This is a genomic window from Amycolatopsis sp. 3B14, from assembly GCF_050958625.1.
GTDB classification, from domain to species: Bacteria; Actinomycetota; Actinomycetes; order Mycobacteriales; family Pseudonocardiaceae; genus Amycolatopsis_E; species Amycolatopsis_E thermoflava.
The window spans coordinates 254330-279809 of the sequence record NZ_JBHZEN010000023.1 but is presented as its reverse complement, the minus strand read 5'-3'; the positions used below and the strand labels follow the sequence as shown (position 1 = coordinate 279809).

Here is a 25480-nt window from a genome sequence, read left to right as displayed (position 1 = left end):
ACCAGCTAGTGGATGCCGAACACCGCGAGCGTCGTTTCACCTTCGCGGAGCCGGGGCAGCGCTGCACGTTCTCGATCCCGCCGCTTGTGGGCTTCGAGCAGGACAGAATCCAGCGACTCTGCCGGCAGAACGACGAGACCGTCGGCATCACCGAGGACCAGGTCACCGGGATTGACCGGAACTCCCCCGAGGACGAGCGGGACGTTCAGTCGGCCTCGGTGGTGCTTACCCGTGCGCTTGATGCTCAGCCCGCGGCTGAAGACAGGGAAGCCGAGCCGTTCGAGTTCGGTGATGTCGCGGACTCCGCCGTCGATGACCAGCCCCTGGAATCCACGGGCGAGCGCCGATTCGGCCAGCATCTCGCCCCAGTAGCCGGCGAGGTGCCCGCCGACGTCGGCGACGATGACCGCGCCGGGAGGCGCTTGCGCAGCCACGGCGTCGTGCAGCGCAAGGTTGTCACCCGGATGGCCGGCCACGGTGAGCGCAGGCCCGCAGACCCGTGCCCCGCGCCAGGCTGCCGCGATCCGGCTGTCGACTGCGCAGTCGAGTCCCGACGCCTCGTAGACCGTGGCGGTGTCGAAATCGACGAACCTTGAATACAGGCCGGGTTCAGTCATTCCGCCGGCCGCTGCAGGGTGTGGTAGTGGTACTTTTCCCGGGCGGCGCGCAGCGACATGTTGTCAAGCGCGAACCGAAGGATCATCGCTTCCCGTTCGACGATTTCCTGACCGATTCTCAGTACGTCGTCGATGAGGTCGGCGGCGACGATCACGAGGCCGTCGGCGTCACCGACCACCCAGTCGCCAGGCCGGACCCGCACGCCGCCTATATTGACAACGCCTCCGGTCTCGGCCAGTTCGACGCGGTCCTTCGCGGTACGCATGAACCGGCCACGCGTGAAGAGGGGGTAGCCGATCTCGACGGATTTCGCGCTGTCGCGGCACACTCCGTCGATCACGGTTCCGGGGAGTTGCTTGGCGGCGGCGACACTGGTCATGATGTCGCCCCAGACGGTGCAGTCCGTGCGGCCGCCGTTGTCGATCACCGGAACTTCGCCGGCCGGGACATCGTCGAGCCAGTCGCCGGAGTTCGCGGTGCGAGGACCTACCGGGACGTAGCGCACGGTGAAGGCGCGCCCGACGAGCCGGAAGTCGTGATCGAGCGGCGTGATGCCCAGGGCTGCCCCGGCGGCGCCGAGCTTGTCGAGCGCATCTGACACGTTCGCCGTACCGAGCGCGGCGAGCCGACTGGTTCGACCGGCGGCGATCCCATTCGTCGTCATCAGGCCAGCCGCCCCACGATGCTCGTGAACTGAGTGTCGTGCATGACCTCCACCACCGACGCCCCGGACTCGACTGCCTCGATCATTTGACGCTCCCGTTCGAGGATCAGCTCGCACAGCCGCAGAACCTCGCCGATCACGCCCGCAGAGATGAACGTGACTCCGCACGCGTCCGCGAGGATGTAATCGCCGGCGTTCACCGTCACCCCGGCGAACTCCACCGGCTCGTTGAACGCCTCCTGCACGATGCGGCCACGGGCGCTGATAGGAACCACCGCCCGGCCGTACACCGGGAAGCCAAGGGACCTGCTCGCCCCGATGTCGCGGCATGCTCCGTCGATGACCACGCCGGCGATTCCACGCTTCTTCGCCGCGTGAGTGACGATGTCGCCCCAACACGAGACATCCAGACGCCCCTTGTTCGCCATCACCATGATGTCGTCTGGGGCAGCGGTGGCGATGGCTTCGGTAGCCAGGTGATTGGTGCCGGTCTCGGACTGGGCACGATCGGCGACCGTCACGGTTCGTGCGCGACCCACGATTTTCTCGCAGTCCCACAAGGGTCGAACGCCGTGGACGGCGCCAGGCCGGCCGAGGAAGTCGAGCGCGTCGGACACGGCGCAAGTGTCGTAGCGCGCAAGCTGCTCAAGAACGTCGGCATTTGCGATCGTAGTCAATCCGACTACCCTCTTTCTGTGTCACGACACGGGCCGGGCGACTAGTTCGATTCGACATAGCCCTCCGACCAACCCGTGTAGTTGAATCTTGGAACCGGCCCGGCGCGATGTCCAATACTCATAAGATGCCCAGCCGATACTTTCGGCCTTGGTGTCAGTTCAGAATGAGCTTGCCCAGGTAGATCATCGAGCCGAGCGGTGTGCCGTGCGCGTCGGCGATCGGACTGGGCCCGACATGATCCCGCCTGCTTCGTGCGACCGGAGTCATCCGTCGCCGGCAGATGGTGACCGAGGCGCCGAACAAGGCACTAGGCAGCCGATGCCAGCCACGGTTCGAGACGTGCCCACCGCTCGGTCAGAACCTCCTCACCCAGATCGTGATCTTGAAACGTCCTGCGACCGGCAAAACCGACATATCAGTCCATTCTGAACTGATCGCTTATTGCGCGGTTCCCTTGGTTTCGTCTTCGGCGCCGCCGTTGCCGTATATACCGGTGATGACCTCAAGGACGTTGCGCACCAGCGCCGGCGGGTCGTCACGAAGCCAGACCGCCGCGATCTCGGTGAGCGAAACGGGTTGCGCAAGCGGCACCCAGACGGCCCCGGATGTGCCCAGCATGCGCGCCGAAGTCGGCGCGAGCGTGACTCCCAGGCCGCAGGCGACGAACCCGACCTGGGACTGGATCGTCGAGCCTTCGAACGCGGTGCGAGCCGTGACTCCAGCCGAATGCAGCGCGCCGACGACCTGGTCGTGATAGTACGGGGACACCGAGCGGTTCGGGAGCACGAACGGTTCGCCGGCCAGCTCCGCGATGTCGACCCGTGCGCGGGTGGCAAGCCGGTGGTCCGACGGGACGACGACAGCGAGAAGTTCGCTTTTGAGCGGTCTGAGCACCAGGTCGTCATCAGTGATGCCTGCCCGGACGAACGCGATGTCGATGATGCGTTCGCGCAGATGCATCAGTGCCGCGGCGGTGTCGGTTTCAGTCAGATCTATGGTGACGTCCGGGTAGGCGGCTGAAAACGCCGAGATCGTAGCGGGCAGAATCTGCCAGAAGGCGTGGGCGATTCCCGCGACGTGCAGCGTGCCGCTGTGCCCGAGAGATGCCCGGTGCACCCGTTGCCGTGCCTGGTCGGCCAGGTCCAGGATTCGTCGCGCTTCGGCGACGAAGGCTTCACCTTCCTTGGTGAGCCTGATGGCCCGGCTCTGGCGAAGGAAGAGCGTAACGCCGAGATCCTTCTCGAGCGCCCTGATCTGCACGCTCAGCGGAGGTTGCGCCATGTGGAGCCGGGCGGCCGCCCGGTTGAAGCTGAGTTCCTCGGCGACCGCCAGGAAGTACCGCAGATGGCGAAGTTCCATGCCTCCGGCGGCCGATCTTGTGGTGGCCGCGGCATCGGCCGGGCGTTTGGTGGTCATGACGGGATCCCCATGACATGGGATGCGAGGATCACGTGGGAGCGGGTGTCGACCACGCCGGCCGTCTGCCTGAGCGCGTCGATGATCTCGGTGAGATGGGCTACATCACGCAGTCGCACCCAGACGAGTGCGTCGTAGTTGCCGGAGACCGTGAACACCGCGAGGACTTCCCCCATCGCCGACGCCGCGTCGTCCATGGACTTCGGGCGGGTCCGGCCGGCGAACCGCAGCTCGATCAGCGCCTCGACCGGGAAACCGAGCTTTCGCTGGTCGACGCGAACGGTGTATCCCCCGATGACGCCATTCGCTTCGAGGCGCTTGAGGCGGCGAGTCACCGCAGTTTGGGACAGGCCGACCTTGGTCGCCAGGACGCTCGCGCTCGCCCGCCCGTCGACCGTCAGGGCGTCGATCAGTCGCCGGTCGATGTCGTCGACGACAACTTCACTGGACACCTCGCTCGCCCTCCGGATCTTGCGGGTTTGTGTTGTGCCGCTGTGCTCGGTCCACGTTGACCGGGATGTTACAGCAGGTCGACGTTCGCGCCCTGCAGGAAGATCACTGAGTCGGCGTTCGTCTTGTCGACGATGGGCGAGTTCACGATGACCTTGGACGGGATCTCGCCGACGAGCTTGCGGACGTGCATGGCTCCGACGATCACCGGCCAGGCGTAGATCTGGGACGCCGCGTGACGCACCGTCGCGAACAGTTGACCGTTCAACACCGCCTGGCAGCCACGCACTGTTCCGTCCACGCCGGTCAGCAAGGTCTTGTCCTGCCGGTTCGCCGCCTTCAGCGCGTTGAACGCGCCGAAGGCCATGTCCTCGTTCTGGCAGAACGCGCCGTCGATGACCGGATACTTCGTCACGTAGGATTGCCACAGTGCCTGTGACTTGTCGGTGGTGAAGTTGCCGTAGTCCGAGGCGAGGACCTCGATGTCCGGGAACGCCTTTACGGCGTCGGCGAATCCGCGGTGCCGGTCGATGACGTTGCTGCCACCGGCGATGCCCTGCGTCTCGATGATCTTGCCCTTGCCCTTGAGCGCATTGCACAGCTTCGTGGTCATGTCGAACCCCATCTGGTAGTGGTCGGCCTCGATGGTCGTGAGGAGGCCGTCCACCGGTTTGGTCTCCAGCGCCACGTCACTGAGGTAGCTGATCACCGGCGTCCCGGCGTCGATGAACTTCTGCGCCGCCGTCGACAGGTTTCCCTGGATGATGCCGTTGAGGACGACCAGATCCCACTTCTTCGCCGCGGCATCCTGGATCTGACTCAGCTGCTTGCCCGGATCCCCGCCGGGGTCGAGCTGAGTCAGATTCACGTTGAACTGGTTCGCCCAGAATTTCTGCGAAGCGTAGCCCTGGGTGGTCCAGGGGATGACGTTGCCGTAGGACGAGGACAGCACGTTGAGGGTCTTTGAATCGCTGTTGCCGCTGTCCTTGTTGTCGCTTGGTGTGCTTACCTTCGTGCAGGCTGCCAGCAGAGATCCCAGCAGGCCGACCCCGGCGACGCCGGCACTCGCCTGCGCGAACGAACGTCGGGAAACACCGGGTCTGGTGTCGGTCCGGTGGTGCTTGGAGTCGGTCATGATGAACCTCCGGCGTCAGCGTCGGGTGATGGGTGAGTGCTGCGAAGCGGGTCCGTTCGTGGTCAGTGAATGTGGTGGCCGGCATCGACCGGGATCGATGCTCCGGTGATGTAACGGGCCTCATCGCTGGCGAGGAACACGACCACGTTGGACACGTCCTCGGCCTCGACATAGGGCACCGGCAACAAGTTGAGGCCGTAGAACGCCGGCATGGCGTCGGAGAGGGTGGGGTTCTCGAGGTCTGGGCGGAACAACCGGTAGGTCGCTTCGTTGAGAAGCAAGTCGGTTCCCACGCCGGTGGGATGTACTGAGTTCACCCGGACCGAAGCGGGCCCGAGTTCCACCGCGAGGGTCTGCATCAGGCCGACGATGCCGTGCTTGGCCGTGGTGTACGCACCGAAGTGCATGGCGGGCCGCATCGCCAACGATGACGAGATGAGCACGATCGATCCCCCGTTCTGCCCTGCGGCGAGAACGGGCAGAGCAGCCATCACTGTGTTGAACACCCCCGTCAGGTTCACGTCCAGGACGGTGTCCCAGTCTTCGTGTCGGGTGTCTGCGATCTTGACGCCCGGGCCGTTGATGCCGGCGTTGGCGACCACGATGTCAAGGCCGCCTAGCTCGTCGGCCGAGGACTCGACGAACGTGCTGAGGGCGGTGCGGTCACGGACATCGAGTTCGGCGCTGATGATCCGCCGGCCCCGCTTCTCGACGAGTGCGATCGTCTCCTCGAGGTCGGCGGTGGACGCGGCTGGAGCTCCTTGCGCGTCCACCGGCCCGCAGACGTCGAACGCGATGATGTCGGCGCCTTCAGCCGCCATCGCGACCGCGTGTGATCGTCCCTGGCCGCGGGCGGCGCCCGAGATCAGCGCGACCTTGCCGGCGAGCCGCGTGCCCATCAGAGAACCTCGGCGACGGTGAACGGAACCCAGGAGATGAAGCCGTAGAGGACGTCGCGGATGTCGATGGGCGAGGCGGGTGCCAGCGCGGCGGCCGGGTGGTCTGCCGGGAAGAGCCATTCGATGTCGTCGACCTGCGAGGCGAGGATGTCAGCGACGAACGGCACACGGACGCGCGCGATCTCGGTGCCGCCGGCTGAGGCCGACTCGCGGCTGGTGAAGTAGTTGAGGTGCCCGCCGACGGTGTCGAGCTTGTCCATACCGACGGAGGCATGGACGCGGATGAGCACCCGGTCGTCGGCATGCAGCTCGATGATGAGCCGGCCGGGCTCCGGTTCGGTGTAGGTCACGTAGCCGACGCTGGCGACATTGCCACAGGACTCCTTGGCGTAGGCGCGCATCCCGTCGTGTCCGAGCCAATGATGCGCGAAGTACCGGCCGTGTCCGGTTCCCGCGTCGCCGGGGAACACGCTGTCCCAGCCGTCGACCTCGGGAGCGATGTAACCGCATGACAGCTGGGAGTACTCACCGAACCCGGACGACGTGCCGGGGTGCGGAGCGACCCACAGATTGAGCAGGACATAACCCTCGTCGTGAGGTTCCAGCTCGACCGGAAGGACGTCCCGCACGGCGTCGGCGTTCGCCGGCCTGTACGCGATGATCATCATCTGGGCGTCCTTGATCAGCTGACGCTCCAGGGACACGACGCCGTTCGTTCCGGTTGCGGTAACCGCGGTCATGGTGAGTCCTTTCGAAAGTCGGTCGGTAGGACGCGGCGTCAGGAGTTGGTCCACGCGGATGCCGGCGTCAGCAGCCGGGCGGCGCTCGTCGCCTCGTACGGCAGGCTGGTGCTCGGTGTGTTCACCAGCTCGAGGTAGAGGCCTATCGGGGTGCGCACGTACTGGATGGTGATTCCGGCATGCGGCATGTTTTCCAGGTGGACGGGTTCTCCGCACGGTGTGCAGCCGTGCGAGCGGAGGTAGTCGCCGGCGGCGGCGATGTCTTCGACCTGGATCGCGATGTGGGTCGCGCCGAGGTGGTGGTTGTGCGGCCACGCCGGGTTTTGATCCGTGCTGTCCCATTCGAGCAGCTCGACGACCTGCGAAGGGCCGAGCCGCACCATCGCCAGCACACCGGAGGCCCGGGCCGGCACGTCGAACTGGTCGCTCATCCAGCTACCGGCCGGGTCACTGAACGGCCCGGCGCGGAACAATTCCTCGCCGCCGAGGACCTCGACGAAGAAGCGGACGGCGGCGTCGAGGTCCGCGACGGTCCACGCGACGTGGTCAACGTTGGTGGCGGTCGGTATTCCCGTGGTGCGGGTTTCAGGCATGAGAAACTCCCCTGCGTGTCCCAGGTGGACACCCAGTCGGTCGTGGGTGGAAGGGTGTGCTGCTTCGGCCGTTCGCTCAGCCGCGGTGGTGCGCGCTGTGCGAGTGGGTGGGAGCGCCGGTATCGAGAAGCTCTACCGTGATGATCTCCAGCGGACCGTCTCCGACGTTCTCGAGGTCGTGGATGAGGTTCTCACCGGGCCCATAGCGCTGGAAGGACACCTGTCCCGGCGTGGGCTCGATGTAGCGGGCCGTTCCGTCTTCGAAGCGCTGGTAGGCGGAGCTGGCGCGAACACAGATCCAGAAATAGTCGATGGTGTGGTTGTGGAACGGAACCCGCGTCCCGGGCTCGATGGTGGAACCCCAGACGCGAACGGACTCGTTCTCGAACAGCACGGTGTTGCCGACCGCGAAGTTGGTGGGTGCTTCGGTCAGCTCGGCGGTGAACTCGCTGGTGTCGAACGTCGGTGTCGCGTTGTCGCTCATTCTCTGTCCTTTGTCTCTTGATCGTCGGGATTCGCTACGCCGGTTGAGCCGGCGGGTCCGTCAGACGGTCGGGATACTGCCGCCGTTGACCGCGTACTCGGCCCCGGTGACGAAGCTCGCGAGCGGGCTCGAGAGGAAGACGTTCACGGCAGCGACCTCGTCGACCGACGCGAGCCGGGCGAGCGGCAGCCGGCGCATTTCCGTGGCAAAGTGGTGGATCGCCTGTTCGGGCGTCATGTCCAGCTGGGACGCCAGGGCATCGGCGAACCCGCCGGGGCGATCCCACATCGGGGTACGGGTCGGGCCGGGACTCACGGTGTTGGAGCGGATGTTCTTCGGACCGAACTCGACGGACAGCGTCTTCATGAACATCAGGATCGATGCCTTGGTGACGTTGTACTCGGCGAAGAACGGATCGGGCATGCGCGCGGCGTCGGAGGCCACGCTGACGAGGGACCCTCCCCCGGCTTCGACCATCGCGGGGACGAGTGCGCGACACATCCGGACGACGCTGAGGAAGTTGACGTCGATCGAGCGCCGCCAGTCGTCGTCCGTCCCGTCGAGGGCGCTTTCGCGGACCGGGGCGATACCGGCGCAGTTGACCAGGATGGTCGGCGTGCCGAAGGCGTCGCGCGCTGACTGGAGCGTTTCGGTGCCGACCGCCGCCTCGGTGAGGTCCTTCTTCAAGAACACGAACTGCTCCCTGGCGAGGCTTTCCGACTCGCCAGGGTTCAGGTCGACGCCCACCACATTGGCGCCCTCGGAGATGAAGGCCCTGGCAGTGGCGAGACCGATTCCCGAGCCGGCGCCAGTGACGACGACGACCTTGTTTCTGAGCTGGTAGTCCATTCCGTGCTTCCTCTGTTTCGTCGTTCGCGGATGGGTGTCGGGAGCGCGCTGGGCGTCGATCAGATCGGGGTGCCGTATGAGGTCGTCTTGCCGGTGTGCCACGGGCCGTGCCCGGTGATGCGCGTTGGCTCGACGTTGATCAGGCAGAAGTCGTCCTCGCCGAGGTCGAGTCCCCACTTGCCGGTGTACTTGAGCGCGAGGTTGTCCATGAATCGCCTGGCCTTCACCGGGTCGAGGTCCACGGTCGCGTTTCCCTCGATGAGCAGGTGGCGATGCAGGCCGTTGTCGGCGATCACGTTGTCCATGATCGAGATGACGACGTGCGGGTCGCGCTGCACGTTCTTCGTCTTGATTCGCCAGGGTGGCGTGCCGATCTGGATCACGCCATCCGGGGTGATGTCCAGCCAGACAAAGGAAACGTGGGGCCGGCCGTTCGCGCGAATGGTCACGACATGGGCGTTGACCGGCGATTCCAGGAGCTTGCGGGCCTCGGGGTGGATCTCGATCGTCATGGCGTCCGCCTCCCTGCGACTAACTTCGCAGCTGCTTGAACTATCGGTTTGGGTAAGTCAGGTGGTTCGGGGTCGTCAGAGACGGTGGCGGCGGCCCTGGCGGCGATATTGGCCGTGCAGACGTTGAGGATGACCGCGCACACGAGGATGATGCCGCCGACCAGCGGCTTCATGTAGATGTTGAGGTCGCTCTGATCCAGCCCGTTCTGCAGGATCGTGTACAGCAGGACACCCACGAGGGTCTGCCGGATTCCGCCGATGCCACCGAACAAGCTGTTGCCGCCGAGCACGACGCAGGCGAAGACCGGGAGCAGGTTGTTCAGCCCGGTATCCGCCTGAGCGGACCCGAGGTAGCCGACGTTGACGAGACCGCCGATCGAGTACAGGACGCCGGCACCGACGAACACGTAGATGACGATGCGGGTGGCCGGAACCCCGCTGAGGATCGCCGCCTGGCGGTTGGCGCCGGCCATGTAGATGTAGCGACCGATCCGGGTCTTGGCGAGAACGAGGTAACTGACAGCCATGATCGCCGCGGCGAAGACGGCGATGAGGGGTACGGGTCCCCATGTGCCTTGCGCGATGTGGGTGGCCAGCCCGGTGCTGGCGGCGACCGAGTTGCCTTGCGCGAAGTAGTAGGCCAGGCCCTGAGCGACGAGCAGGACCGACAGGGTCGCGACGAAGCTCGGGACGCCGATGCGGGTGACGACGAGGCCGTTGATCAGGCCGAACAGCAGACCGATCGCGATGGCGAGAACGAGGCCGGCGACCTGGCCGCCGCTGACGATGATCTGGCCGACCCAGGGAATGGGGAACGCGGTGCCGGAGACGACGATCGATGCGGACAGTCCGCTCACCGAGGCGACGGCTGCGAAGGAGAGATCGATTTCTCCGAGGATGACGACGAATGTCAGGCCGGTCGCGAGGATCGCCAGCACGGATGCCTGGATAGCTATGTTCTTGAGGTTGGCGGTGGTCGGGAAGGTATCGGGCGCGATCACGGAGAAGATGATGATCACCGCGACGAGCGCGGTCAGCGGGGCGATTGTCGGCAAGCCTCGCAGGACCCGGCTGCGGAAGGAAGGTCGGCTGGTCACGCGGTGATCTCCGTTTCGCCGAGGTGCGCCGCGCTCATGAGCGCCGAGCTGCTGGCTGACATGTCGTGAAGATGGGCACGGATGCGCCCTTGTTGGGCGACGTAGACACGGTCGGCTACAGCCAGGACGCTCTCGGGTTCAGCGGACACGACGAGGATCGCTGTGCCAGAGGTGTCTGCGGTCTGTCGAATGAGACGGGCGACCTCGTCCTTGGCGCCGACGTCCATGCCGCGGGTCGGTTCGACGAGGATCATCAGCCTCGGTGCTCGCACCAGGCAGCGGGCGAACAGCAGCTTCTGCTGGTTGCCGCCGGACAGGGTGCTGGGCAGCGTCTTCGGGCGGCAGCTCTTCACCGACAGCTGGGCGATCTGGTCGTTCGTGATCGATGTCTCCCGGGTCTTGGACAGCCGCAGGCCCACGAGGTTGTGCAGTTGGGCGAGGGTCACGTTCGCGGCGGCCGGCTGGCCCAGCGCCAGCGCGTCGCGCCGGTCCTGGGGGATGTAGGCCGAACCGAGGTGCCGGACGGAATGCTCGGCGGATCGCACCGCCTGGCCGGCCACGACGACGGCTCCGGTTCGATGCTTACGGATTCCGAAGGCGATCTCGGCGAGTTCGACGCTGCCGGAGCCCATGTCTCCGAACAGGCCGACGACTTCGCCGGGGTGGACTTCGAGGCTCATGTCCTTCACCCGGGGAAGGGCGCCGCAGTTCGTGATCGTCAGATACGGGCGGCCGGCGGGGACGGGCTTGAGCCGGCATTCGGCTCCGGTGGTGGTTGCTCGTCGTCCGCTGCCCCCGACCATGAGCTGGACGAGACTCTCCTTGGTCGTCTCGGCCGTGGTGCGGTGGCCCGCGACCTTGCCGTTGCGCAGGACGGTCGCCGTGTGGCTGTGGGCCATGACGTCGTCGAGGAAGTGCGTGATCAGCACGAAGGAGGTGCCGTCTTCGCACATTCGCGACACGAAGTCGAACAGGCGGTCAGCCTCGGCCACGCCGAGAGCCGAGGTCGGTTCGTCGAGGACAACGATCCGCCCGCCCGAGAACAGGGCACGGGCGATCTCGATCATCTGCTGTTCGGCGATCGACAGATCGGCGATCTTGGCGCGAGCGTCGATGGAAAGCCCCAGCCGGTCCAGGTGTTCCTGCGCGGTGGTGCGGGCACGTCGCCACCGGACGATGCGTTCGGAGTGCCCGAATCCGCCGGTGACGAGATTCTCGGCGACCGTCAGCGGCGGATACAGGGACATCTCCTGGGAGATGATGCGTACGCCCGCCCGGATCGCGGTCATCGGTGTGAAGTCGAGTTCCTCGCCCGCGACCGAGACCTTGCCGCTGCTGGGCCGGATCGCACCGGCCAGTACCTTGCCCAGGGTGCTTTTACCTGCACCGTTCTCACCGAGAAGGGCGCGCACCTCACCGACGCCGAGGTCGAAGTCGACCCCGTCCAGCGCCGTGATGCCGGCGAACCGGACAGTGATGTCGGAAAGCTGGACGAGCGCGTCCACGTGGTCGGGCGCGGGGGAAGCCTGCGTGGCGGCAGCGGTCACGGGGATACTCCCTTACTCGTCGTTGAGTACTCGTCGTCGAGGCGGCATGCGCTGGTAGGCAGACACTAAGTAGTGACCGGCCTCACGGTCCAATATCCGTATCGGTAGCTGTCGATACTTTCGACGTACCTGATCCATGGCCGGCACCCACAACGCCGGGGCGCAGTCGACGCATACACGCTGCGTGAAGGCGCTGCATGACGCAGATTTCCTGCGTCGATGCCCGACCATGTCAGTTGGTTGTTGCCGTGCTCGAAGGCGCCCCGTTGCATGTGCGGTGCACGTGTCCAGCGGACGAACGGACCAAGATCGATGACCCAAGCCTTGAGCCGAACGAATGTCACTCTCAGCGACCGGTACGAGGTCGACGAGGGCGATGTCATTCTCAACGGGACGCAGGCGCTTGTACGGATGCTGCTCACTCAGCGACGGCTCGACCGTTCCCGTGGCTTGCGTACCGGCATGTACGTCAGCGGCTACCCCGGTTCACCTCTAGGCGGGCTCGACCTCGAAATCGCACGCAGCAAGAAGCACTTCGACGACGACTTCGTGTTCCAGCCCGCGGTCAACGAGGAGTTGGCCGCGACCGCGGTCGCGGGGACACAACTCATCGAACAGACACGAGGGCGGCGTGTCGACGGCGTCACCGGCTTCTGGTACGGCAAGACGCCCGGTCTGGACCGGGCGACCGACGCGATCCGACACGCCAACACCGCCGGAACCAGCCACCTCGGTGGGGCAGTCGCACTGGTCGGTGACGACCCGATGTCGAAATCGTCCACGATCCCCGGCGCATCCGAATCGATCTGCCGAAGCCTGATGATGCCGTTGTTCGCGCCGTCCAACCTGGCCGAGATCGTGGAACTCGGCCTGCACGCGGTCGCGATGTCACGAACCACCGGGCTCTGGACGGCCCTCAAGGTGGTGTCCGACCTGGCCGACTCCTCCGCGGTCACCACGTTCAAGGACACGTTCGACGCCGTCCCGCCCGCCCCCACCGCCTCCCGCGGCAAGTCACCTGTCCTGCTCGCCACGAACTCGGTCAAGGCCGAAGCCGACCTGGTCACCACCCGCTGGGCGAAGGTGGCGGCCTACAGCCGGAACGTGGGACTGAACCGCGCCGTCAACGACGTCCAGCACCCCGAACTGGTCATCGTGTCCGCTGGAGGCGCGTACTCCACGCTGCGTCGCGCCCTCATCGAACTCGACGCCTCCCTCGATGACCTGGCTGCCGCGAACGTCCGCCTGGTTCAACTGCGGATGCCGTGGCCCCTCACCGCGCACGACGCCGAGCAGCTGTTCGCGGATGCCCAGCGCGTGTTCGTGATCGAAGACAAGACCCCGTTCGTCGAGACCCAGCTGAAGGAACTGCTCTATGGCGCCGTAGACGCGCCGGTCATCCTCGGCAAGGCCGATGCCGATGGTGCGTTGCTGCTGGACGCGTTCGGGGCGCTCACCGCCGACGACATCAAGAAGGCCCTGCACAGAGTTCTGCCCGGAGAGCTCCTCCCCGCCCCGGCCACACCCGCGGTGACGCCCGATCGGCGGGCGCTGCCGGTACCGCTGACGGTTCTGCCCGCTCGCACCGCGTTCTTCTGCTCCGGCTGCCCGCACAACATCTCGACGAAGGCCGGGTCCGACGAACTTGTCGGTGCCGGTATCGGCTGCCACGCATTGGTGATGGTCGATCCCGCCCAAGCGCGTGGGAACATCCTCGGCGCACCCCAGATGGGCGGTGAGGGCGCCCACTGGTTCGGCATCGCGCCGTTCACCACCGACCGGCACTTCTCGCAGAACATCGGCGACGGAACCTTCCACCATTCGGGATCGCTCGCAGTCCGGGCCGCCGTCGCGGCCGGCGTGACGATGACGTTCAAGGTTCTGTACAACGACGCCGTTGCCATGACCGGCGGCCAGAGCGCGAGCGGCAGGCTCAGCGTCCCGGACCTGGCACGCTGGCTGGAACTCGAAGGCGTGCAGCGTGTCGTCATCACCACCCCCGAACCGCGCGGCTACGCGCGGTCCTCACTCGGCCCGAACACGACAGTGCGGCACCGGGACGACTTCGACGAGGTCGCGGCCGACCTGGCAAAAGTCGACGGCGTCACCGTCATCATCCACGACGACCGCTGCGCCACCGAGGAACGACGAATGCGCAAGCGCGATCTACTGCCCATCGTCACCGAACGCGTATGGATCAACGAGCGCGTCTGCGAAGGCTGCGGCGATTGCGGTGAGAAATCGTCCTGCTTGTCCGTCGCTCCCGTGGAGACGGAGTTCGGTCGCAAGACACAGATCCACCAGGCGTCGTGCAACTCGGACATGTCCTGCCTGCACGGCGACTGCCCCTCGTTCGTGATGGTCGACGTTCCGGACAAGCCGGTGAAACGCAAACCGCCGAAGCTGCCGGTGGCCCTGACACCTCCCCAGCCACGTTTCGACACCTCCGACTTCCTCATCCGAATGCCTGGCGTGGGCGGAACCGGCGTGGTGACGACCTCCGCGATCGTGCAAATGGCCGCCATGCTCGACGGCAAATATGCGGCCGGCCTCGACCAGACCGGGCTGGCACAGAAGGGCGGCCCCGTCGTCTCCGACGTCCGGATCGCCCATCAGCCCATCGACGCCGGCGTACGCGCTTCGAGCGGGTCCGTCGCGGTGCTGCTCGGGCTCGACCCGATCGGCGCCGCCTCACCGACGACACTCGAGACCTGCTCACCGGCCCGCACGATCGCGGTGGTCAACACCGGCGCGCTGACCACAGCCTCGATGGCGGTCGACACCGCCACTCCCCCGCTCCGCAGGGAGGACGTACGCGCGACGGTCGACGCCGGCACCCTCGGCGACGCTAACGTCTACGTCGACGCATTGCACCTCTCCGAGGCTCTGTTCGGCGACCACATGCCCGCCAACCTCGTCCTCCTCGGCGCCGCCTACCAGCACGGCTGCCTCCCGGTCAGCGAACAATCGATCATGAAGGCCATCGAGATGAACGGGACCGGCGCATCCAACAACGCCGCCGCGTTCAACTGGGGCCGCGCCCTCGTCATCGACGAACACACAGTGCTGGAAGCAGCCGGTCTCAGGCCCACCGATCCGATCCCAGTGCGCGATGCATCGCGAAAGATGATCGCCGACGCGAGCATCAGCGATGCTGTGCGCGAAGTGGTCGCCCGTCTCGCCGACGACCTCGTCGACTACCAGAGCACCTCGTACGCCCAATCGTTCGTCGACTCGGTCGCCGAGTTCAACCGGGCGGAGACGCGAACTCTCGGCGCGGATGCCAGTGACCTCACCGCCGCCTACGCTCGCGGCCTGCACCACCTGATGGCGTACAAGGACGAGTACGAGGTGGCACGACTGCATCTGCTGCCGTCCGAGCGCGAACGGATACGACGTGAGTTCGGGCCGAACGCCAAGGCGAGCATCATGCTGCACCCACCGCTGCTGCGTGCGCTCGGACTCAAACACAAGATCCGGCTCGGCCCGTGGTTCCTACCCGCGCTGTTCGTCCTCGCCCACCTGAAGCGGGTGCGCGGCACCCGCCTCGACCTGTTCGGCTATGCGAAAGTTCGCCGGACAGAGCGCTCCCTGATCCAGGAATACCGCGCAGCCGCGTCGGCCGCGATCACGACGGTGACCGCCGACAACACCGACGACGTACGGACCGTGCTCGATGCCGCCTTCGAGGTACGCGGCTACGAGCACGTGAAACTTCGCAACGTCGACCGGTTCCACGAGACGGTCGCCGCGGCGCTCGCACGCCTCGGTTCGGCAAGCTGAGGCAGCCGCTCACTACCCCGACGCGGCGCGCGGGGCCGGGTTCGAGGAACGTCACCTGCAGGGTGTTGACCCCGGCCTCGCGCAGCGCCGCCCGGCGCTCCGTGACCAGCCCCTTCGGCCCGACCAACGAGATCGCCCGCATTAGCGCCGCCACCCAATCCGTCTCGGAAAAACGCTGCTACGGCAGTTAGGCGAGTAGGTGGCCGCGGCGTAGCGCAACCAGGACCAGATGTGGTCGGAGCTGTTCACGCCACACCCGGCGAGTGTGGTGAGCAGGCTCCGGATCTCCGGTGACGTGAAGTCGATCAAGCCTGGTTCGTTCGCGCTGGTTCCCCTTTCGCGGCAAGGGATCGGGACACGGCGAGCCAGGCGCGGGCGGGCATGGACAGCGTGAGGGGACACCTCCCCGGCCTGCTCGGCCCACGTCCAGCCGTTCTTCCGCTCCAGCCCGTCACCAGCCCGGACACATACTCCCACGCCCGCCCCCGCGGTTCCGACCGAGCGAACCGGCCCGCGATCCGCTCATCGACCACCACGGACGACGATCCACCACACCACAACCAACTGCCGTTGCAGTGGAGCAGGTCCCGAGCCTGTTGCGCGCGGTCAGTATCACCGTCGGCGCGGAACCGCCCAAGCTTGAACCCGCAACCGTTGCGCTGGTCTTCGCCGACGTAGCGCCAAAGTCCGGGCCAGAGGTTGCGGACGTTTTCCTGCGTGTCCGGGGTCGCGTCAGGCGAGGTGAAGACACCGAAGTGGACATCACGTCATTCAAGCCACCTCCCGGGCCCACAGCAACGCCGTGATGTCCGGGTACGGGCGCGCAACCAAAGTGGTGGCGGCGGGAGTGCACAGAGGTGCGCGGATCCACGCCCGGCAAGCCGTCGCGCACGGTCGGCCGGCGATCCTGACCGATCTCGTCGTGCAGGCGAACCGCTGGCCCGCCGACCTCATCGGCCGACCCGCCGTCCACGTCGCGCACGGCACTGCCGAGGCGACGGCGATTGTTGGGGACATCATCGCCGCCTGCGACGAAGTCAACGAGCTGCTGGCCTTCGCCCTGCAGCGATGACGCCCGAGGCACTTCCCGAGCGGCTTGCGCGACTGCAGCCGCACCCGGCCCCCGGCTGCGTACCGCGGTCGGAGCCGGGCCGCCGCCTAACCGAATGCCGCCGAAGCCCAGAGCCCGCGGCTTGTCGCCTGGAAAGCTGCCGAAGGCGTATCCTCCCGAGTTCCCGCTCGCGCTGTCGCACCGGTTCGAGTGGGCAAGCCCGTGCGAGAGGCCACGCGGGAGCTCGGGATCAGGGAGTCGTGTTTGCACACCGGGGTCAGCACCGAGCACGCGAAGCTGGCAGCGGTGAAGTGGCGAATCCGCCAACTCGAGACCGGGCTGGAGGTCCCAAGCCTCGCGGAGCGAGGGATTGTCGGTGAAAACTGGCTTGCCAGCTACTGGAAGTCACTGCGGGTTCTACGATTGGCGGGTGCCCCCGGGTACGGACCGGGCTGCGGCCGTGCATGGGCATCATGGTCAGCCGCAGAGCGGTTTTCTCGGTGTAAGCCTCAGAACTGTGGACTGGTCCGCACCCCAGAACACAAACTCGTCGCGAACGCCCTGGATATTGCCATCAGCAACCGAAAAACCGTCTTTGGTCACCGCAGTTCGTAGTCCTCCAGCAGCCGGCGCCCGATGATCATTCGCTGGATGTCGGCGGTGCCTTCGCCGATCAGCAGCATCGGCGCCTCGCGGTAGAGCCGTTCGATCTCGTACTCCTTGGAGTACCCGTAACCGCCGTGGATGCGGAAAGAGTCCTCCACCACCTGCGCGCAGTACTCCGAGGCCAGGTACTTCGCCATCCCGGCTTCCAGGTCGTTGCGCTCGCCCGAGTCCTTCTTCCGCGCCGCCCGCACCATCATCTGGTGCGCCGCCTCCACCTTGGTGCCCATTTCGGCCAGGCGGAAGAGCACCGCCTGGTGATCGGCGATCGGCCGGCCGAAGGTCTCCCGCTGTTGCGCGTAGGCGACGCCGAGTTCGAACGCACGCCAGGCCACCCCGCACCCGCGGGCCGCGACGTTGACCCGCCCGACCTCGACGCCGTCCATCATCTGGTAGAACCCGCGACCGGGCTCGCCGCCGAGGATCTGCGAGGCGGCGATCCCGTAGTCGTCGAAGACGAGTTCGGTGGTGTCGACACCCTTGTAACCCATCTTCTCGATCCTGCCCGGAACCGTCAGACCCGGCGCCACCTCACCGAAGCCGGCGGGCTTGTCCACCAGGAACGTGGTCAGGTTCCGATGCGCAGGCCCGGCGCCGGCACCGGTCTTGACCAGCACCGCGACCAGGGTCGACGATCCCCCGTTCGTCAGCCACATCTTCTGGCCGTTGATCAGGTACCCACCGTCGTGCGGGGTGGCGCGGGTGCGGATGGCGGACACGTCGGAGCCGCAGCCGGGCTCGGACATGGAGAACGCGCCGCGGATCTCGCCGGTGGCCATCTTCGGCAGGTAGTGGCGTTTCTGCTCCTCGGTGCCGTGATGCATGAGCAGGTGAGCCACGATGAAGTGGGTGTTGATGATGCCCGACACGCTCATCCAGCCGCGGGCGATCTCCTCGGCCACCAGCGCGTAGGTCAGCAGCGACTCGCCGATCCCGCCGTACTCCTCGGGAATCGTCAACCCGAACAGGCCAAGTTCCCGCATCCCTTCGACGATCTCGGCGGGGTAGGCGTCGGCGTGTTCGAGTTCGGTCGCGACCGGGATGATCCGGTCGTCCACGAACGCGCGGACGGTCTTGAGGATGTCGTCCTGGACGTCGGTCAATCCTTCGGTACGGCACAGTTCACGCGCCATCGCTGTCATCTCTCCTCGTCATGATCAGCCCGTTGTCGGCGAGCCTCCCGATCTCCCGGCCGGACATCCCGAGCACCTCGGCCAGCGCCCACTCCGTGTCCGCACCGAACTCCGGCGCCGGCTCGGCCTCGCGGTAGCGCGAGTTCCAGCGCAGCGGGGAGGTGGCGGTGACCATCGGGCCCACCCCGGCCTGCTCGACCTCGGTGAGCACCGGCGACTCCGTACCCCGTCGCCAGGCCGCCACGACCTCCGACGGCGAACGGAACTCGCCGGCCATCACCCGGGTGCCGCGCGCCGCCTCGAGCACCTCTTCCACGGTGCGGGCGGCGAACCACGGTGCGAGGACCGCCTCGATCAGGCCGCGGTGCCGGTACCGCTCCCCCTCGACGTCGAAATCGGTGCCGTGCACCGAAGACAGGGCCGCGAACACCGCTTCCGTCCCGGTCATCCGCATCAGGTCCCGCCACTGGGCGCGGGTGATCGCCACCGCGACCACCCGGCGACCGTCGGCGCACGCGAAATCCACGCCGAACGCGCCGAACAGGTGGTTGCCGAGCCGGGGCCGGTCCTGGCCGGCCTCGGCCACCTCGGCGAACCAGCCCAGATGCGCCACGTGCGCCGCGGCCACGTCGGCCAGGGCCAGCTCGACCAGGCACCCGTCACCGTCCACCGCCCGCCGGCGCAATCCGGCCAGCAGCCCGGACACCGCGAGCAGCCCGGTGGCGATGTCCCAGGCAGGCAGGACGTGGTTGACCGGACGGCGCGAATCGGCCGGACCGGTCAGCGCAGGCACGCCGTAGCGCGGGTTGACCGCGTAGTCCATGGCGGCCCGGCCGTCGGGATAGCCCTGGATGTGGACGTGCACGAGGTCGGCTCGGCGAGCACGCAACCGGTCGTGGGACAGGAAGTCCCGGCCGATGGTGTTGTCGACGAACAAGCCGGCGTGCGGGCCGGGCGCGGTGATCAACGCGGCGGCGAGTTCCTGCCCTTCCGACACGCGGAAGTCGACGGCGACGGACTTCACGCCCTTGTTCATCCCGGCCCAGAACAGGCTCCGGCCGGTCCCGCTCAACGGCCACCGGCCCGCGTCCACCGGCCCGGTGACCGGGTCCAGCCGCAGCACCTGCGCCCCCAACTGCGCGAGCGTCATGCCGGCCAGCGGACCGGCGACGAAACTCGTGGCCTCCACGACCCGCAGCCCGCGCAGCGGAGCGGTCATTCGACCAGCTCCAGGACGGCCGCGAGGCCCTGGCCGCCGCCGATGCACATCGTCTCCAGGCCGTAACGCGCCCCGCGGCGGCGCATCTCGTAAGCCAGCGTGGCCAGGATCCGGGCGCCCGTGGCACCGACCGGATGGCCCAGCGAGATGCCCGACCCACTGACGTTGACCCGCTCCAGGTCGCGATCGGTGAGCTCCCATTCCCGGAAGCAGGCGATCACCTGGGCGGCGAACGCCTCGTTGATCTCCACCAGTTCGATGTCGGACAGTGCGAGGCCGGCGCGGTCCAGTGCCTTCGCGACCGCCGGTACCGGACCGAGGCCCATGGTGCGCGGCGGCACCCCGGCCACCGCCCAGCTGACCAGGCGCAGGATCGGCGTGAGACCCAGCTCCGCCGCGGCGTCCCGGGTGGTGACGATGCACGCGGCCGCGCCGTCGTTCTGGCCGCTGGCGTTGCCCGCGGTGACGGTCGCCTCCGGGTCGCTGTTCACCATGACGGGCCGCAGTGTGCTCAGCGCGTCGAGCGAGACGTCGGGCCTCGGGTGCTCGTCGGTGTCGACGAGGGTGGCGGGCGCTCCGCGACGGCCGGGCACGGTGACCGGCAGGATCTCCGCGGCGAAGCGGCCGTCGGCGGCGGCCTTCACCGCGCGCTCGTGGGAGCGCAGCGCCCACTCGTCCTGTTCCCGCCGGGAGATCGAGTACTCGCGCCGCAGGTTCTCGGCCGTCTCGAGCATCCCGCCCGGCACCGGGTAGTCCTTCCCGCCGGCGGTCACCCGGGCCCGCGCGAGCCTGTCGTGCAGCCGGGGCCCGTCGCCCTTGACGCCCCAGCGGATCTCGTCGGTGTAGAACTCGACGTTGCTCATCGATTCGGCGCCCCCGGCGATGACGACCTCGGCGGCGCCGGTGGCGACGCTCATGGTGGCGTCGATGACGGCTTGCAGTCCGGATCCGCAGCGGCGGTCGATCTGCGCGCCGGGCACGCTCACCGGCAGGCCGGCGTCGAGCGCGGCGACCCGGCCGATCGCCGGGCTCTCCCCGCTGGGATAGCACTGCCCGAGACGCACGTCGTCGACCCGGTCCACCGGCAGGCCGGTCCGCTCGATCAGCTGCCGCAGGGTCTGCGCGGCGAGCTCGGTCGCCGACAGCGTCCGGAACGCGCCGCCGTAGCGGCCGACGGGGGTGCGCAGGGGGTGGCAGATGACGACCTCGTGGTTCATGGTCAGACTCCCTCTCGCAGTGCCAGCTCGCGCAGTGCGGCGGCGCGGATCTTGGTTCCGTTCGTGCCCGAGGTGGTGGGCATTTCGTCGATCAGGCGGACCCGGGACGGCACCTTGAACTTGGCCAGGGTCTGGGCGCACCACTGCTTGAGCTCGTCTTCACCGGGCCGGTCCGGGCCGTAGGGCACCACGAAGGCCACAGCGACAGTGCCGCCGTCGCCGCCGGGCACGCCCACGACTTTGGCCATCGCGACCGCGGGGTGCGCCGCCAGCCGGGTCTCGATCTCGGCCGGGTCGACCAGGAATCCCCGCAACCGCAGCACGTCACCGATCCGGCACAGGTACTGCACGGTTCCCGGGGCGACCAGCCGACCGAGGTCACCGCTGCGGAACCAGCCGTCCTCGGTGAACACCTCACCGGCGACCGCGGGATCACCGAGGTAGGCGTCGACGACGTTCGGACCGCGGAACTGCATCTCGCCCTCGGCGCCGTCCGGCACGGTTTCCCCGGTGACCGGGTCGGCCACCCGCACCTCGATCGCCTCCGTGACCACCTGCCCGCCCCCGGACCACCGCAGCTCCGCCGGATACCGCCGGGGCCAGAACGCGGTCAGCGCGAACAGCTCCGACGAGCCGTACACGCCGGCGACGGTGGTGCCGAACTCCCGCTCCGCCCAGGCCGCCAGCTGCCGGGACCGGCCCTCGAAGTCCGCGATCCCGATCCACCGCAACGGCAGGGGCGCGGGGTGGTCCTGCCAGGCCCGCTCGATGCGGCCGAGGAGGTCGTCCGCGCCGATGACGTGGGTGACCCGGTGGCGCACCATGTCGGTGAGGACGCCCTCGGCGTCGAACACCGGCTCCAGGGCCACCGCGGCGCCGGAGAAGACCGCGGCCATCGCCGCGACGAACCCGAAGACCCCGGACAACGGCAGCGCGCCCAGCATGACGTCCCCGGGCCCCAGGCCGATGCGCTCGCCGGCGGCAACGAGGTGCTCGGCCATGCCGGGTTCGCCGTGGGCAGCCAGTTTCGGGCGGCCGGTCGAGCCCGAGGTGGTGAACGCCGTGGCCAGGCCCGGAACCGGGCACGGCCGCAGCTCACCGCCGCCGGACGCCTCAGGGAACGCCGACGCCCCACCGCCCACGTCGTAGGCCGCCACCTCGTCCGGGGACGCCGGTGCGGCCCCGGGCGCGGTGGTCACCAGGCACACCGGCGGCTCGGCCGCGGCCGCCTCGTGCGCCGCGCGCAGGACCCGGCGGAGGTCGAGGTTCATGAAGTCGTGGGCGATCACCACCGCCCGGGGCCGGGCCATGCGCAGGACGTGCGCGACCTCGTCGACGTTGTACCGGGTGTTGATCCCGATGACGTGCGCTCCCACCGCCAGTGCGGCGAACTGCGCGGCGACGGCGTGGGACCAGTTCGGCAGCCAGACACCGACGCAGTCCCCCGCGCCGATCCCGTGCGCGCGCAGATCCTCGGCCATTCCGGCGGCGAGGTCACGCAACTGCCGCCTGCTGACCGGCCGCACCGGAGACCGGCCGGCGTCGGCGTCGTACAGCACCACGGCGTCGGGTTCGGCGTCGGCGAGTCCGGCGAACACATCGAGCAGACGCGGGGTCACGGTCGTCCCTCCTTCATCTCGCCCAGCCAACCGTCCAGCACCTTCGCGAAGTCGTCCATCTCCTCCATCGGGTAGTGCCCGTATCCCGGCAGCAGTACGAACCGGCCGTCCGGCGCCTGCCGGGCGGACTCGGCCACCGATCGGGCATCGACCCACAGGTCGTCCTCGCCGGCCACGAACATGATCGGGCACGGAATGCCCGGCAGCAGCGGGCGCACGTCATGCGTGCCCCACCCGATGAGGTCGCTGGTGGACACCAGCGGGTCCTCCCGGCAGTGCATGCGCGCGATCAGCTCGGCGCGCCCACGGGCCACCCGGCGGCCGACGACCGCGCGGGTTCCCAGGTGAGTGCGATCGGCACGCGCGGCGGCGGCGCTGTCCTCCAGTTCCCGTTCCAGCGCGTGCAGCTGGACCCGTCCCGGTCCGGACTCGGCGCACATCGACACCGCCGCGTCCAGCCGGTCGCCGTACCGCGCCGCGAGGTCCTGGGCGATCTTGCCGCCGATCGAGCAGCCGACCACCACCGGCCGCGTCACCTCCAGGACCTCCAGCAGCCGCACGAGCCAGTCCGCGTACTCACGCAGGTCCCGCACCGCGCCCCCGGGCGCAGGCTCGGAATGCCCGTGGCCCGGCAGGTCGGGCACGAGCACGCGGTATCCCAGGTCGCTGAGCGGCCGCAGCGCGTGCCGCCACTGCACACCGCTCTGCCCTGCCGTGTGAACCAGCACCAACGTGGTTCCGTTCGGCTCCCGCGGCGCGGCGTCCTGCACGAACCCGATGCGGTCGTGCAGCACCAGGTGGTGTGCTGTCACGGTGTGGACCGTCATGCGGCCACCTCGGTGTGCTCGGTCCGGGCGAGGTCGCGGGCGACGTCCACGATGATCTCCAGGGCCTTGGTCAGCCGGAGGTACTCGTACGGATCACCGCTGGAGGTGAACTCCCCGGTCATCAACCGGGCACCGAACCGGCTGTCCTCCGCGGTCAGCAGATCCGCCCAGATCCGGTCGGGTGCACCGAAGGTGAACGTGGCGCCGTGCGGCGACCGGCGGGTCACGTCGATGATCCGGCCCCGGTAGACGCGCAGGTGGACTTCGTGCTCGCCACCGCGCAGTCCGATGGTGCCGTCCCAGGACGCCACCGCGGACACGAACGCCGGGTTCGCCGTCAGTGCCTCGGCAAGCACTTTCCCCCACGCCACCGTGCCCACGTCCCGGTTCACGGGCCGCGGTCCTCCGTCACCCGCCCGCACGAGCGCGGTGGCCGTGCCCGACTGGATCACGGTGCCGGCACCGTCGCGCAGCTCGTTGTACCGGGTCACCAGTCCCTGGCCACCCCCACGGCTGTCCTGCAGGCGGACGATCGTCACCGCGAGCGAGAGCTCGTCCCCCACCTTGATCGGCCGGTGGTAGGTCCAGCTCTCCTCGGTCGCCGCCACGATCGACGCGCTCACCAGCCCCAGCCGGTTCCACAGCCCGGCCGCCACCGCCGCACCGAAGGAGCCCTGCAGGACCGGTTCCCCGAACGACGTGCCCCGGGCGTACTCGGCGCTGGTGTGCAGGGGGTGATCGTCGCCGCTGAGGGCGGTGAACCGCGCCAGGTCCTCCTCGGTCACCACCCTCGGTCCCGCCGTGAACCGCTGCCCGACCCGGAAGTCCTCGAAGTGCATCCCACCTCCGCCGGTCACGCCGCACCGTCCGCCCGGTCGGACGAAACCGCGTACAGGTCGCGCTGGAACCGTTCCCTGATGGTGCTCACCCCGGCGAAGGTCACCACGGCCATCGCGATGATGTAGAGCGACACCGCCCACGATCCGCCGGAGGCGGCGACCAGGGCCGTGGTGATCATCGGCGCCAGTCCGCCTGCCAGCACGGACGCCACCTGGAAACCCAGTGACGCTCCGGAGAGCCGGACATCGGCCGGGAACATCTCGGCGTACATCGCGGTCTGGCACCCGAACATCGACGCGTGGATCGTGAACCCGATGACCAGCGCGACCCCCAGCCACAGCAGGCTGCCGGTGTCGATCAGCCAGAACATCGGGAATCCCGCGACCGCCATGGCCACCGCGCCCGTCAGGTAGATCCGCTTGCGCCCGAGCCGGTCGGACAACGCGCCGAACACCGGGATGGTCACCACCTGCGTCAGCCCCGCGAGCATCACCACGAGCAGCATCGGCGTGCGGTCCAGCCCGAGTGTCTTCGTCCCGTAGTCGAGAATCCCGGAGATGAAGATGTAGAAGGTTCCGTTGACCACGAAGAACGCCGCGACCGCCTGCAGGATCTGCCGCCAGTACAGGCGGATCGCCTGCCCGACCGGCGCCTTGCGCACCCCTGCCCGCTGCGCGGCCGCCGAGGAGGCGTGCCGGAGCTCGGTGAAAACCGGGCTCTCCTCGATCTTGAGCTGGACGTAGATCCCCACGACCACCAGCAGCAGCCCGGACAGGAACGGGATCCGCCAGCCCCACGCCTCGAACGAACCCGCCGGCACCAGTGCGGTGAGCACCAGGAAGAACCCGTTGCCGAGGACCGCGCCGAGGATCGTGCCGGTGTTGACCAGCGAGCCGTAGAAGCCGCGCTTCGCCACCGGGGCGTGCTCCACCAGGAGCATCGCCGCACCACCCCACTGCGCACCGACACCCAGCCCCTGCACGATCCGCGCGACCACGAGCAGCACCGGCGCCCACATCCCGGCGGTGTCATAAGTCGGCAGCAGTCCCACCACGAACGTCGCCACACCCATCAACAGCATCGAGCCGACCAGCGGGACCTTCCGTCCGTAGCGGTCCCCCACATGCCCGGCGAGCACCCCGCCGAGCGGTCGCGCGACGAATCCCACCGCCAGCGTCGCGAACGACGCGAGCGTGCCCTGCACGCCGCCCAGCGTGGGGAAGAACAACGGACCGAACACCAACGCCGCCGCCGTCGAATACACCAGGAAGTCGAACCACTCGAGCACGGTCGACGCGATGGAGGCGAAGGCCAGCTTCCGCATCCTGCGCTCGTCGACCACGAGACCGCCGTGAGCCGCATCGGCTCGGGCGGACGGGGACACGTCACGGTCCGTAGACACCGGGGGACCTCCTCATCGATCGTCCACCACGGCCGCTCAGAACG

Annotated in this window: 23 protein-coding genes and 1 pseudogene; 2 read left to right on the top strand and 22 right to left on the bottom strand. The window is 68.0% G+C overall.

The annotated features are described in order from the left end of the window. Window positions 1–5 precede the first annotated feature (5 nt). From ACCP09_RS14255 to ACCP09_RS14190, 14 genes are all read right to left on the bottom strand, one after another. Entirely contained in the window at window positions 6–617 is a 612-nt protein-coding gene (locus ACCP09_RS14255) for an RraA family protein (RefSeq protein ID WP_037322242.1), read from the bottom strand. Beyond that, window positions 614–1282: an RraA family protein gene (locus tag ACCP09_RS14250; RefSeq protein WP_037322239.1), complete on the bottom strand. Its 669-nt coding sequence runs from the start codon at window positions 1280–1282 to the stop codon at window positions 614–616. The genes ACCP09_RS14255 and ACCP09_RS14250 overlap by 4 nt, the downstream gene beginning before the upstream one ends. Further along, the gene (locus ACCP09_RS14245; RefSeq protein ID WP_209440741.1) at window positions 1282–1899 is read right to left on the bottom strand and encodes an RraA family protein; all 618 of its coding nucleotides are present in this window, start codon (window positions 1897–1899) and stop codon (window positions 1282–1284) included. Before ACCP09_RS14245 ends, ACCP09_RS14250 begins: the two co-directional genes overlap by 1 nt. A 499-nt stretch (window positions 1900–2398) precedes the next feature. Next, complete coding sequence (locus ACCP09_RS14240; RefSeq protein ID WP_433746724.1) at window positions 2399–3376, bottom strand: LysR substrate-binding domain-containing protein; 978 nt, start codon at window positions 3374–3376, stop codon at window positions 2399–2401. Further along, complete coding sequence (locus ACCP09_RS14235) at window positions 3373–3828, bottom strand: Lrp/AsnC family transcriptional regulator (protein WP_433746721.1); 456 nt, start codon at window positions 3826–3828, stop codon at window positions 3373–3375. The genes ACCP09_RS14240 and ACCP09_RS14235 overlap by 4 nt, the downstream gene beginning before the upstream one ends. A 68-nt stretch (window positions 3829–3896) precedes the next feature. Next, window positions 3897–4961: a substrate-binding domain-containing protein gene (locus tag ACCP09_RS14230; protein WP_433746718.1), complete on the bottom strand. Its 1065-nt coding sequence runs from the start codon at window positions 4959–4961 to the stop codon at window positions 3897–3899. Between the two features lie 62 nt (window positions 4962–5023). Further along, a complete protein-coding gene (locus tag ACCP09_RS14225; protein ID WP_433746715.1) occupies window positions 5024–5860 on the bottom strand; it encodes a mycofactocin-coupled SDR family oxidoreductase in 837 nt (278 codons plus the stop codon). Continuing rightward, window positions 5860–6600 (bottom strand): hypothetical protein, encoded by a 741-nt coding sequence (locus ACCP09_RS14220; RefSeq protein WP_433746712.1) that lies wholly within the window; start codon window positions 6598–6600, stop codon window positions 5860–5862. The genes ACCP09_RS14225 and ACCP09_RS14220 overlap by 1 nt, the downstream gene beginning before the upstream one ends. A 38-nt stretch (window positions 6601–6638) precedes the next feature. Further along, window positions 6639–7193 carry a VOC family protein gene (locus tag ACCP09_RS14215; RefSeq protein WP_037322236.1) on the bottom strand — a complete coding sequence of 185 codons (555 nt, stop codon included), beginning with the start codon at window positions 7191–7193 and terminating at the stop codon, window positions 6639–6641. Between the two features lie 76 nt (window positions 7194–7269). Continuing rightward, window positions 7270–7677, bottom strand: coding sequence for a hypothetical protein (locus ACCP09_RS14210; RefSeq protein ID WP_433746708.1), 408 nt, complete (start codon window positions 7675–7677; stop codon window positions 7270–7272). 60 nt (window positions 7678–7737) lie between these two features. Continuing rightward, a complete protein-coding gene (locus tag ACCP09_RS14205; RefSeq protein ID WP_027929221.1) occupies window positions 7738–8526 on the bottom strand; it encodes an SDR family NAD(P)-dependent oxidoreductase in 789 nt (262 codons plus the stop codon). 59 nt (window positions 8527–8585) lie between these two features. Next, window positions 8586–9038, bottom strand: a complete 453-nt coding sequence (locus ACCP09_RS14200; protein ID WP_433746704.1) for a pyridoxamine 5'-phosphate oxidase family protein — start codon at window positions 9036–9038, stop codon at window positions 8586–8588. Next, complete coding sequence (locus ACCP09_RS14195; protein WP_433746701.1) at window positions 9035–10135, bottom strand: ABC transporter permease; 1101 nt, start codon at window positions 10133–10135, stop codon at window positions 9035–9037. Before ACCP09_RS14195 ends, ACCP09_RS14200 begins: the two co-directional genes overlap by 4 nt. Further along, window positions 10132–11682 carry a sugar ABC transporter ATP-binding protein gene (locus tag ACCP09_RS14190; RefSeq protein ID WP_433746698.1) on the bottom strand — a complete coding sequence of 517 codons (1551 nt, stop codon included), beginning with the start codon at window positions 11680–11682 and terminating at the stop codon, window positions 10132–10134. The genes ACCP09_RS14195 and ACCP09_RS14190 overlap by 4 nt, the downstream gene beginning before the upstream one ends. A gap of 270 nt (window positions 11683–11952) precedes the next feature. On the opposite strand from ACCP09_RS14190, the gene ACCP09_RS14185 reads away from it, so the two are divergent. Beyond that, window positions 11953–15465: an indolepyruvate ferredoxin oxidoreductase family protein gene (locus tag ACCP09_RS14185; RefSeq protein ID WP_433747059.1), complete on the top strand. Its 3513-nt coding sequence runs from the start codon at window positions 11953–11955 to the stop codon at window positions 15463–15465. A gap of 357 nt (window positions 15466–15822) precedes the next feature. On the opposite strand, the pseudogene ACCP09_RS14180 reads toward ACCP09_RS14185, so the two are convergent. After that, window positions 15823–16025: pseudogene (locus tag ACCP09_RS14180) on the bottom strand (IS701 family transposase); the annotation flags it as partial. 245 nt (window positions 16026–16270) lie between these two features. Between ACCP09_RS14180 and ACCP09_RS14175 the strand changes: the two are divergent. Continuing rightward, window positions 16271–16537, top strand: coding sequence for a hypothetical protein (locus tag ACCP09_RS14175; protein WP_433746695.1), 267 nt, complete (start codon window positions 16271–16273; stop codon window positions 16535–16537). A gap of 578 nt (window positions 16538–17115) precedes the next feature. On the opposite strand, the gene ACCP09_RS14170 is transcribed toward ACCP09_RS14175, so the two are convergent. From ACCP09_RS14170 to ACCP09_RS14140, 7 genes are read right to left on the bottom strand one after another with little or no spacing between them, the layout of a single operon-like run. Continuing rightward, window positions 17116–18312: an acyl-CoA dehydrogenase family protein gene (locus ACCP09_RS14170; protein ID WP_433746692.1), complete on the bottom strand. Its 1197-nt coding sequence runs from the start codon at window positions 18310–18312 to the stop codon at window positions 17116–17118. After that, on the bottom strand, window positions 18302–19531 hold the full coding sequence (locus ACCP09_RS14165; RefSeq protein ID WP_433746689.1) for a CoA transferase: 1230 nt from the start codon (window positions 19529–19531) through the stop codon (window positions 18302–18304). The genes ACCP09_RS14170 and ACCP09_RS14165 overlap by 11 nt, the downstream gene beginning before the upstream one ends. Then, window positions 19528–20748, bottom strand: coding sequence for an acetyl-CoA C-acetyltransferase (locus ACCP09_RS14160; RefSeq protein ID WP_433746686.1), 1221 nt, complete (start codon window positions 20746–20748; stop codon window positions 19528–19530). Before ACCP09_RS14160 ends, ACCP09_RS14165 begins: the two co-directional genes overlap by 4 nt. 2 nt (window positions 20749–20750) lie before the next feature. Further along, the gene (locus ACCP09_RS14155; protein WP_433746683.1) at window positions 20751–22367 is read right to left on the bottom strand and encodes an AMP-binding protein; all 1617 of its coding nucleotides are present in this window, start codon (window positions 22365–22367) and stop codon (window positions 20751–20753) included. Further along, a complete protein-coding gene (locus ACCP09_RS14150; RefSeq protein WP_433746680.1) occupies window positions 22364–23194 on the bottom strand; it encodes an alpha/beta fold hydrolase in 831 nt (276 codons plus the stop codon). Before ACCP09_RS14150 ends, ACCP09_RS14155 begins: the two co-directional genes overlap by 4 nt. Next, on the bottom strand, window positions 23191–24033 hold the full coding sequence (locus ACCP09_RS14145) for a MaoC/PaaZ C-terminal domain-containing protein (RefSeq protein WP_433746677.1): 843 nt from the start codon (window positions 24031–24033) through the stop codon (window positions 23191–23193). Before ACCP09_RS14145 ends, ACCP09_RS14150 begins: the two co-directional genes overlap by 4 nt. 14 nt (window positions 24034–24047) lie before the next feature. After that, complete coding sequence (locus ACCP09_RS14140; protein ID WP_433746674.1) at window positions 24048–25436, bottom strand: MFS transporter; 1389 nt, start codon at window positions 25434–25436, stop codon at window positions 24048–24050. Window positions 25437–25480 lie beyond the last annotated feature (44 nt).

Coding starts and splice junctions, on each gene's coding strand:
- ACCP09_RS14230 (WP_433746718.1), bottom strand. CDS start 4,961: ATGACCGACTCCAAGCACCACCGGACCGACACCAGACCCGGTGTTTCC.
- ACCP09_RS14200 (WP_433746704.1), bottom strand. CDS start 9,038: ATGACGATCGAGATCCACCCCGAGGCCCGCAAGCTCCTGGAATCGCCG.
- ACCP09_RS14165 (WP_433746689.1), bottom strand. CDS start 19,531: ATGACCGCTCCGCTGCGCGGGCTGCGGGTCGTGGAGGCCACGAGTTTC.
- ACCP09_RS14215 (WP_037322236.1), bottom strand. CDS start 7,193: ATGCCTGAAACCCGCACCACGGGAATACCGACCGCCACCAACGTTGAC.
- ACCP09_RS14175 (WP_433746695.1), top strand. CDS start 16,271: ATGTCCGGGTACGGGCGCGCAACCAAAGTGGTGGCGGCGGGAGTGCAC.
- ACCP09_RS14150 (WP_433746680.1), bottom strand. CDS start 23,194: ATGACGGTCCACACCGTGACAGCACACCACCTGGTGCTGCACGACCGC.
- ACCP09_RS14255 (WP_037322242.1), bottom strand. CDS start 617: ATGACTGAACCCGGCCTGTATTCAAGGTTCGTCGATTTCGACACCGCC.
- ACCP09_RS14250 (WP_037322239.1), bottom strand. CDS start 1,282: ATGACGACGAATGGGATCGCCGCCGGTCGAACCAGTCGGCTCGCCGCG.
- ACCP09_RS14205 (WP_027929221.1), bottom strand. CDS start 8,526: ATGGACTACCAGCTCAGAAACAAGGTCGTCGTCGTCACTGGCGCCGGC.
- ACCP09_RS14145 (WP_433746677.1), bottom strand. CDS start 24,033: ATGCACTTCGAGGACTTCCGGGTCGGGCAGCGGTTCACGGCGGGACCG.
- ACCP09_RS14240 (WP_433746724.1), bottom strand. CDS start 3,376: ATGACCACCAAACGCCCGGCCGATGCCGCGGCCACCACAAGATCGGCC.
- ACCP09_RS14210 (WP_433746708.1), bottom strand. CDS start 7,677: ATGAGCGACAACGCGACACCGACGTTCGACACCAGCGAGTTCACCGCC.
- ACCP09_RS14170 (WP_433746692.1), bottom strand. CDS start 18,312: ATGGCGCGTGAACTGTGCCGTACCGAAGGATTGACCGACGTCCAGGAC.
- ACCP09_RS14220 (WP_433746712.1), bottom strand. CDS start 6,600: ATGACCGCGGTTACCGCAACCGGAACGAACGGCGTCGTGTCCCTGGAG.
- ACCP09_RS14160 (WP_433746686.1), bottom strand. CDS start 20,748: ATGAACCACGAGGTCGTCATCTGCCACCCCCTGCGCACCCCCGTCGGC.
- ACCP09_RS14185 (WP_433747059.1), top strand. CDS start 11,953: ATGTGCGGTGCACGTGTCCAGCGGACGAACGGACCAAGATCGATGACC.
- ACCP09_RS14225 (WP_433746715.1), bottom strand. CDS start 5,860: ATGGGCACGCGGCTCGCCGGCAAGGTCGCGCTGATCTCGGGCGCCGCC.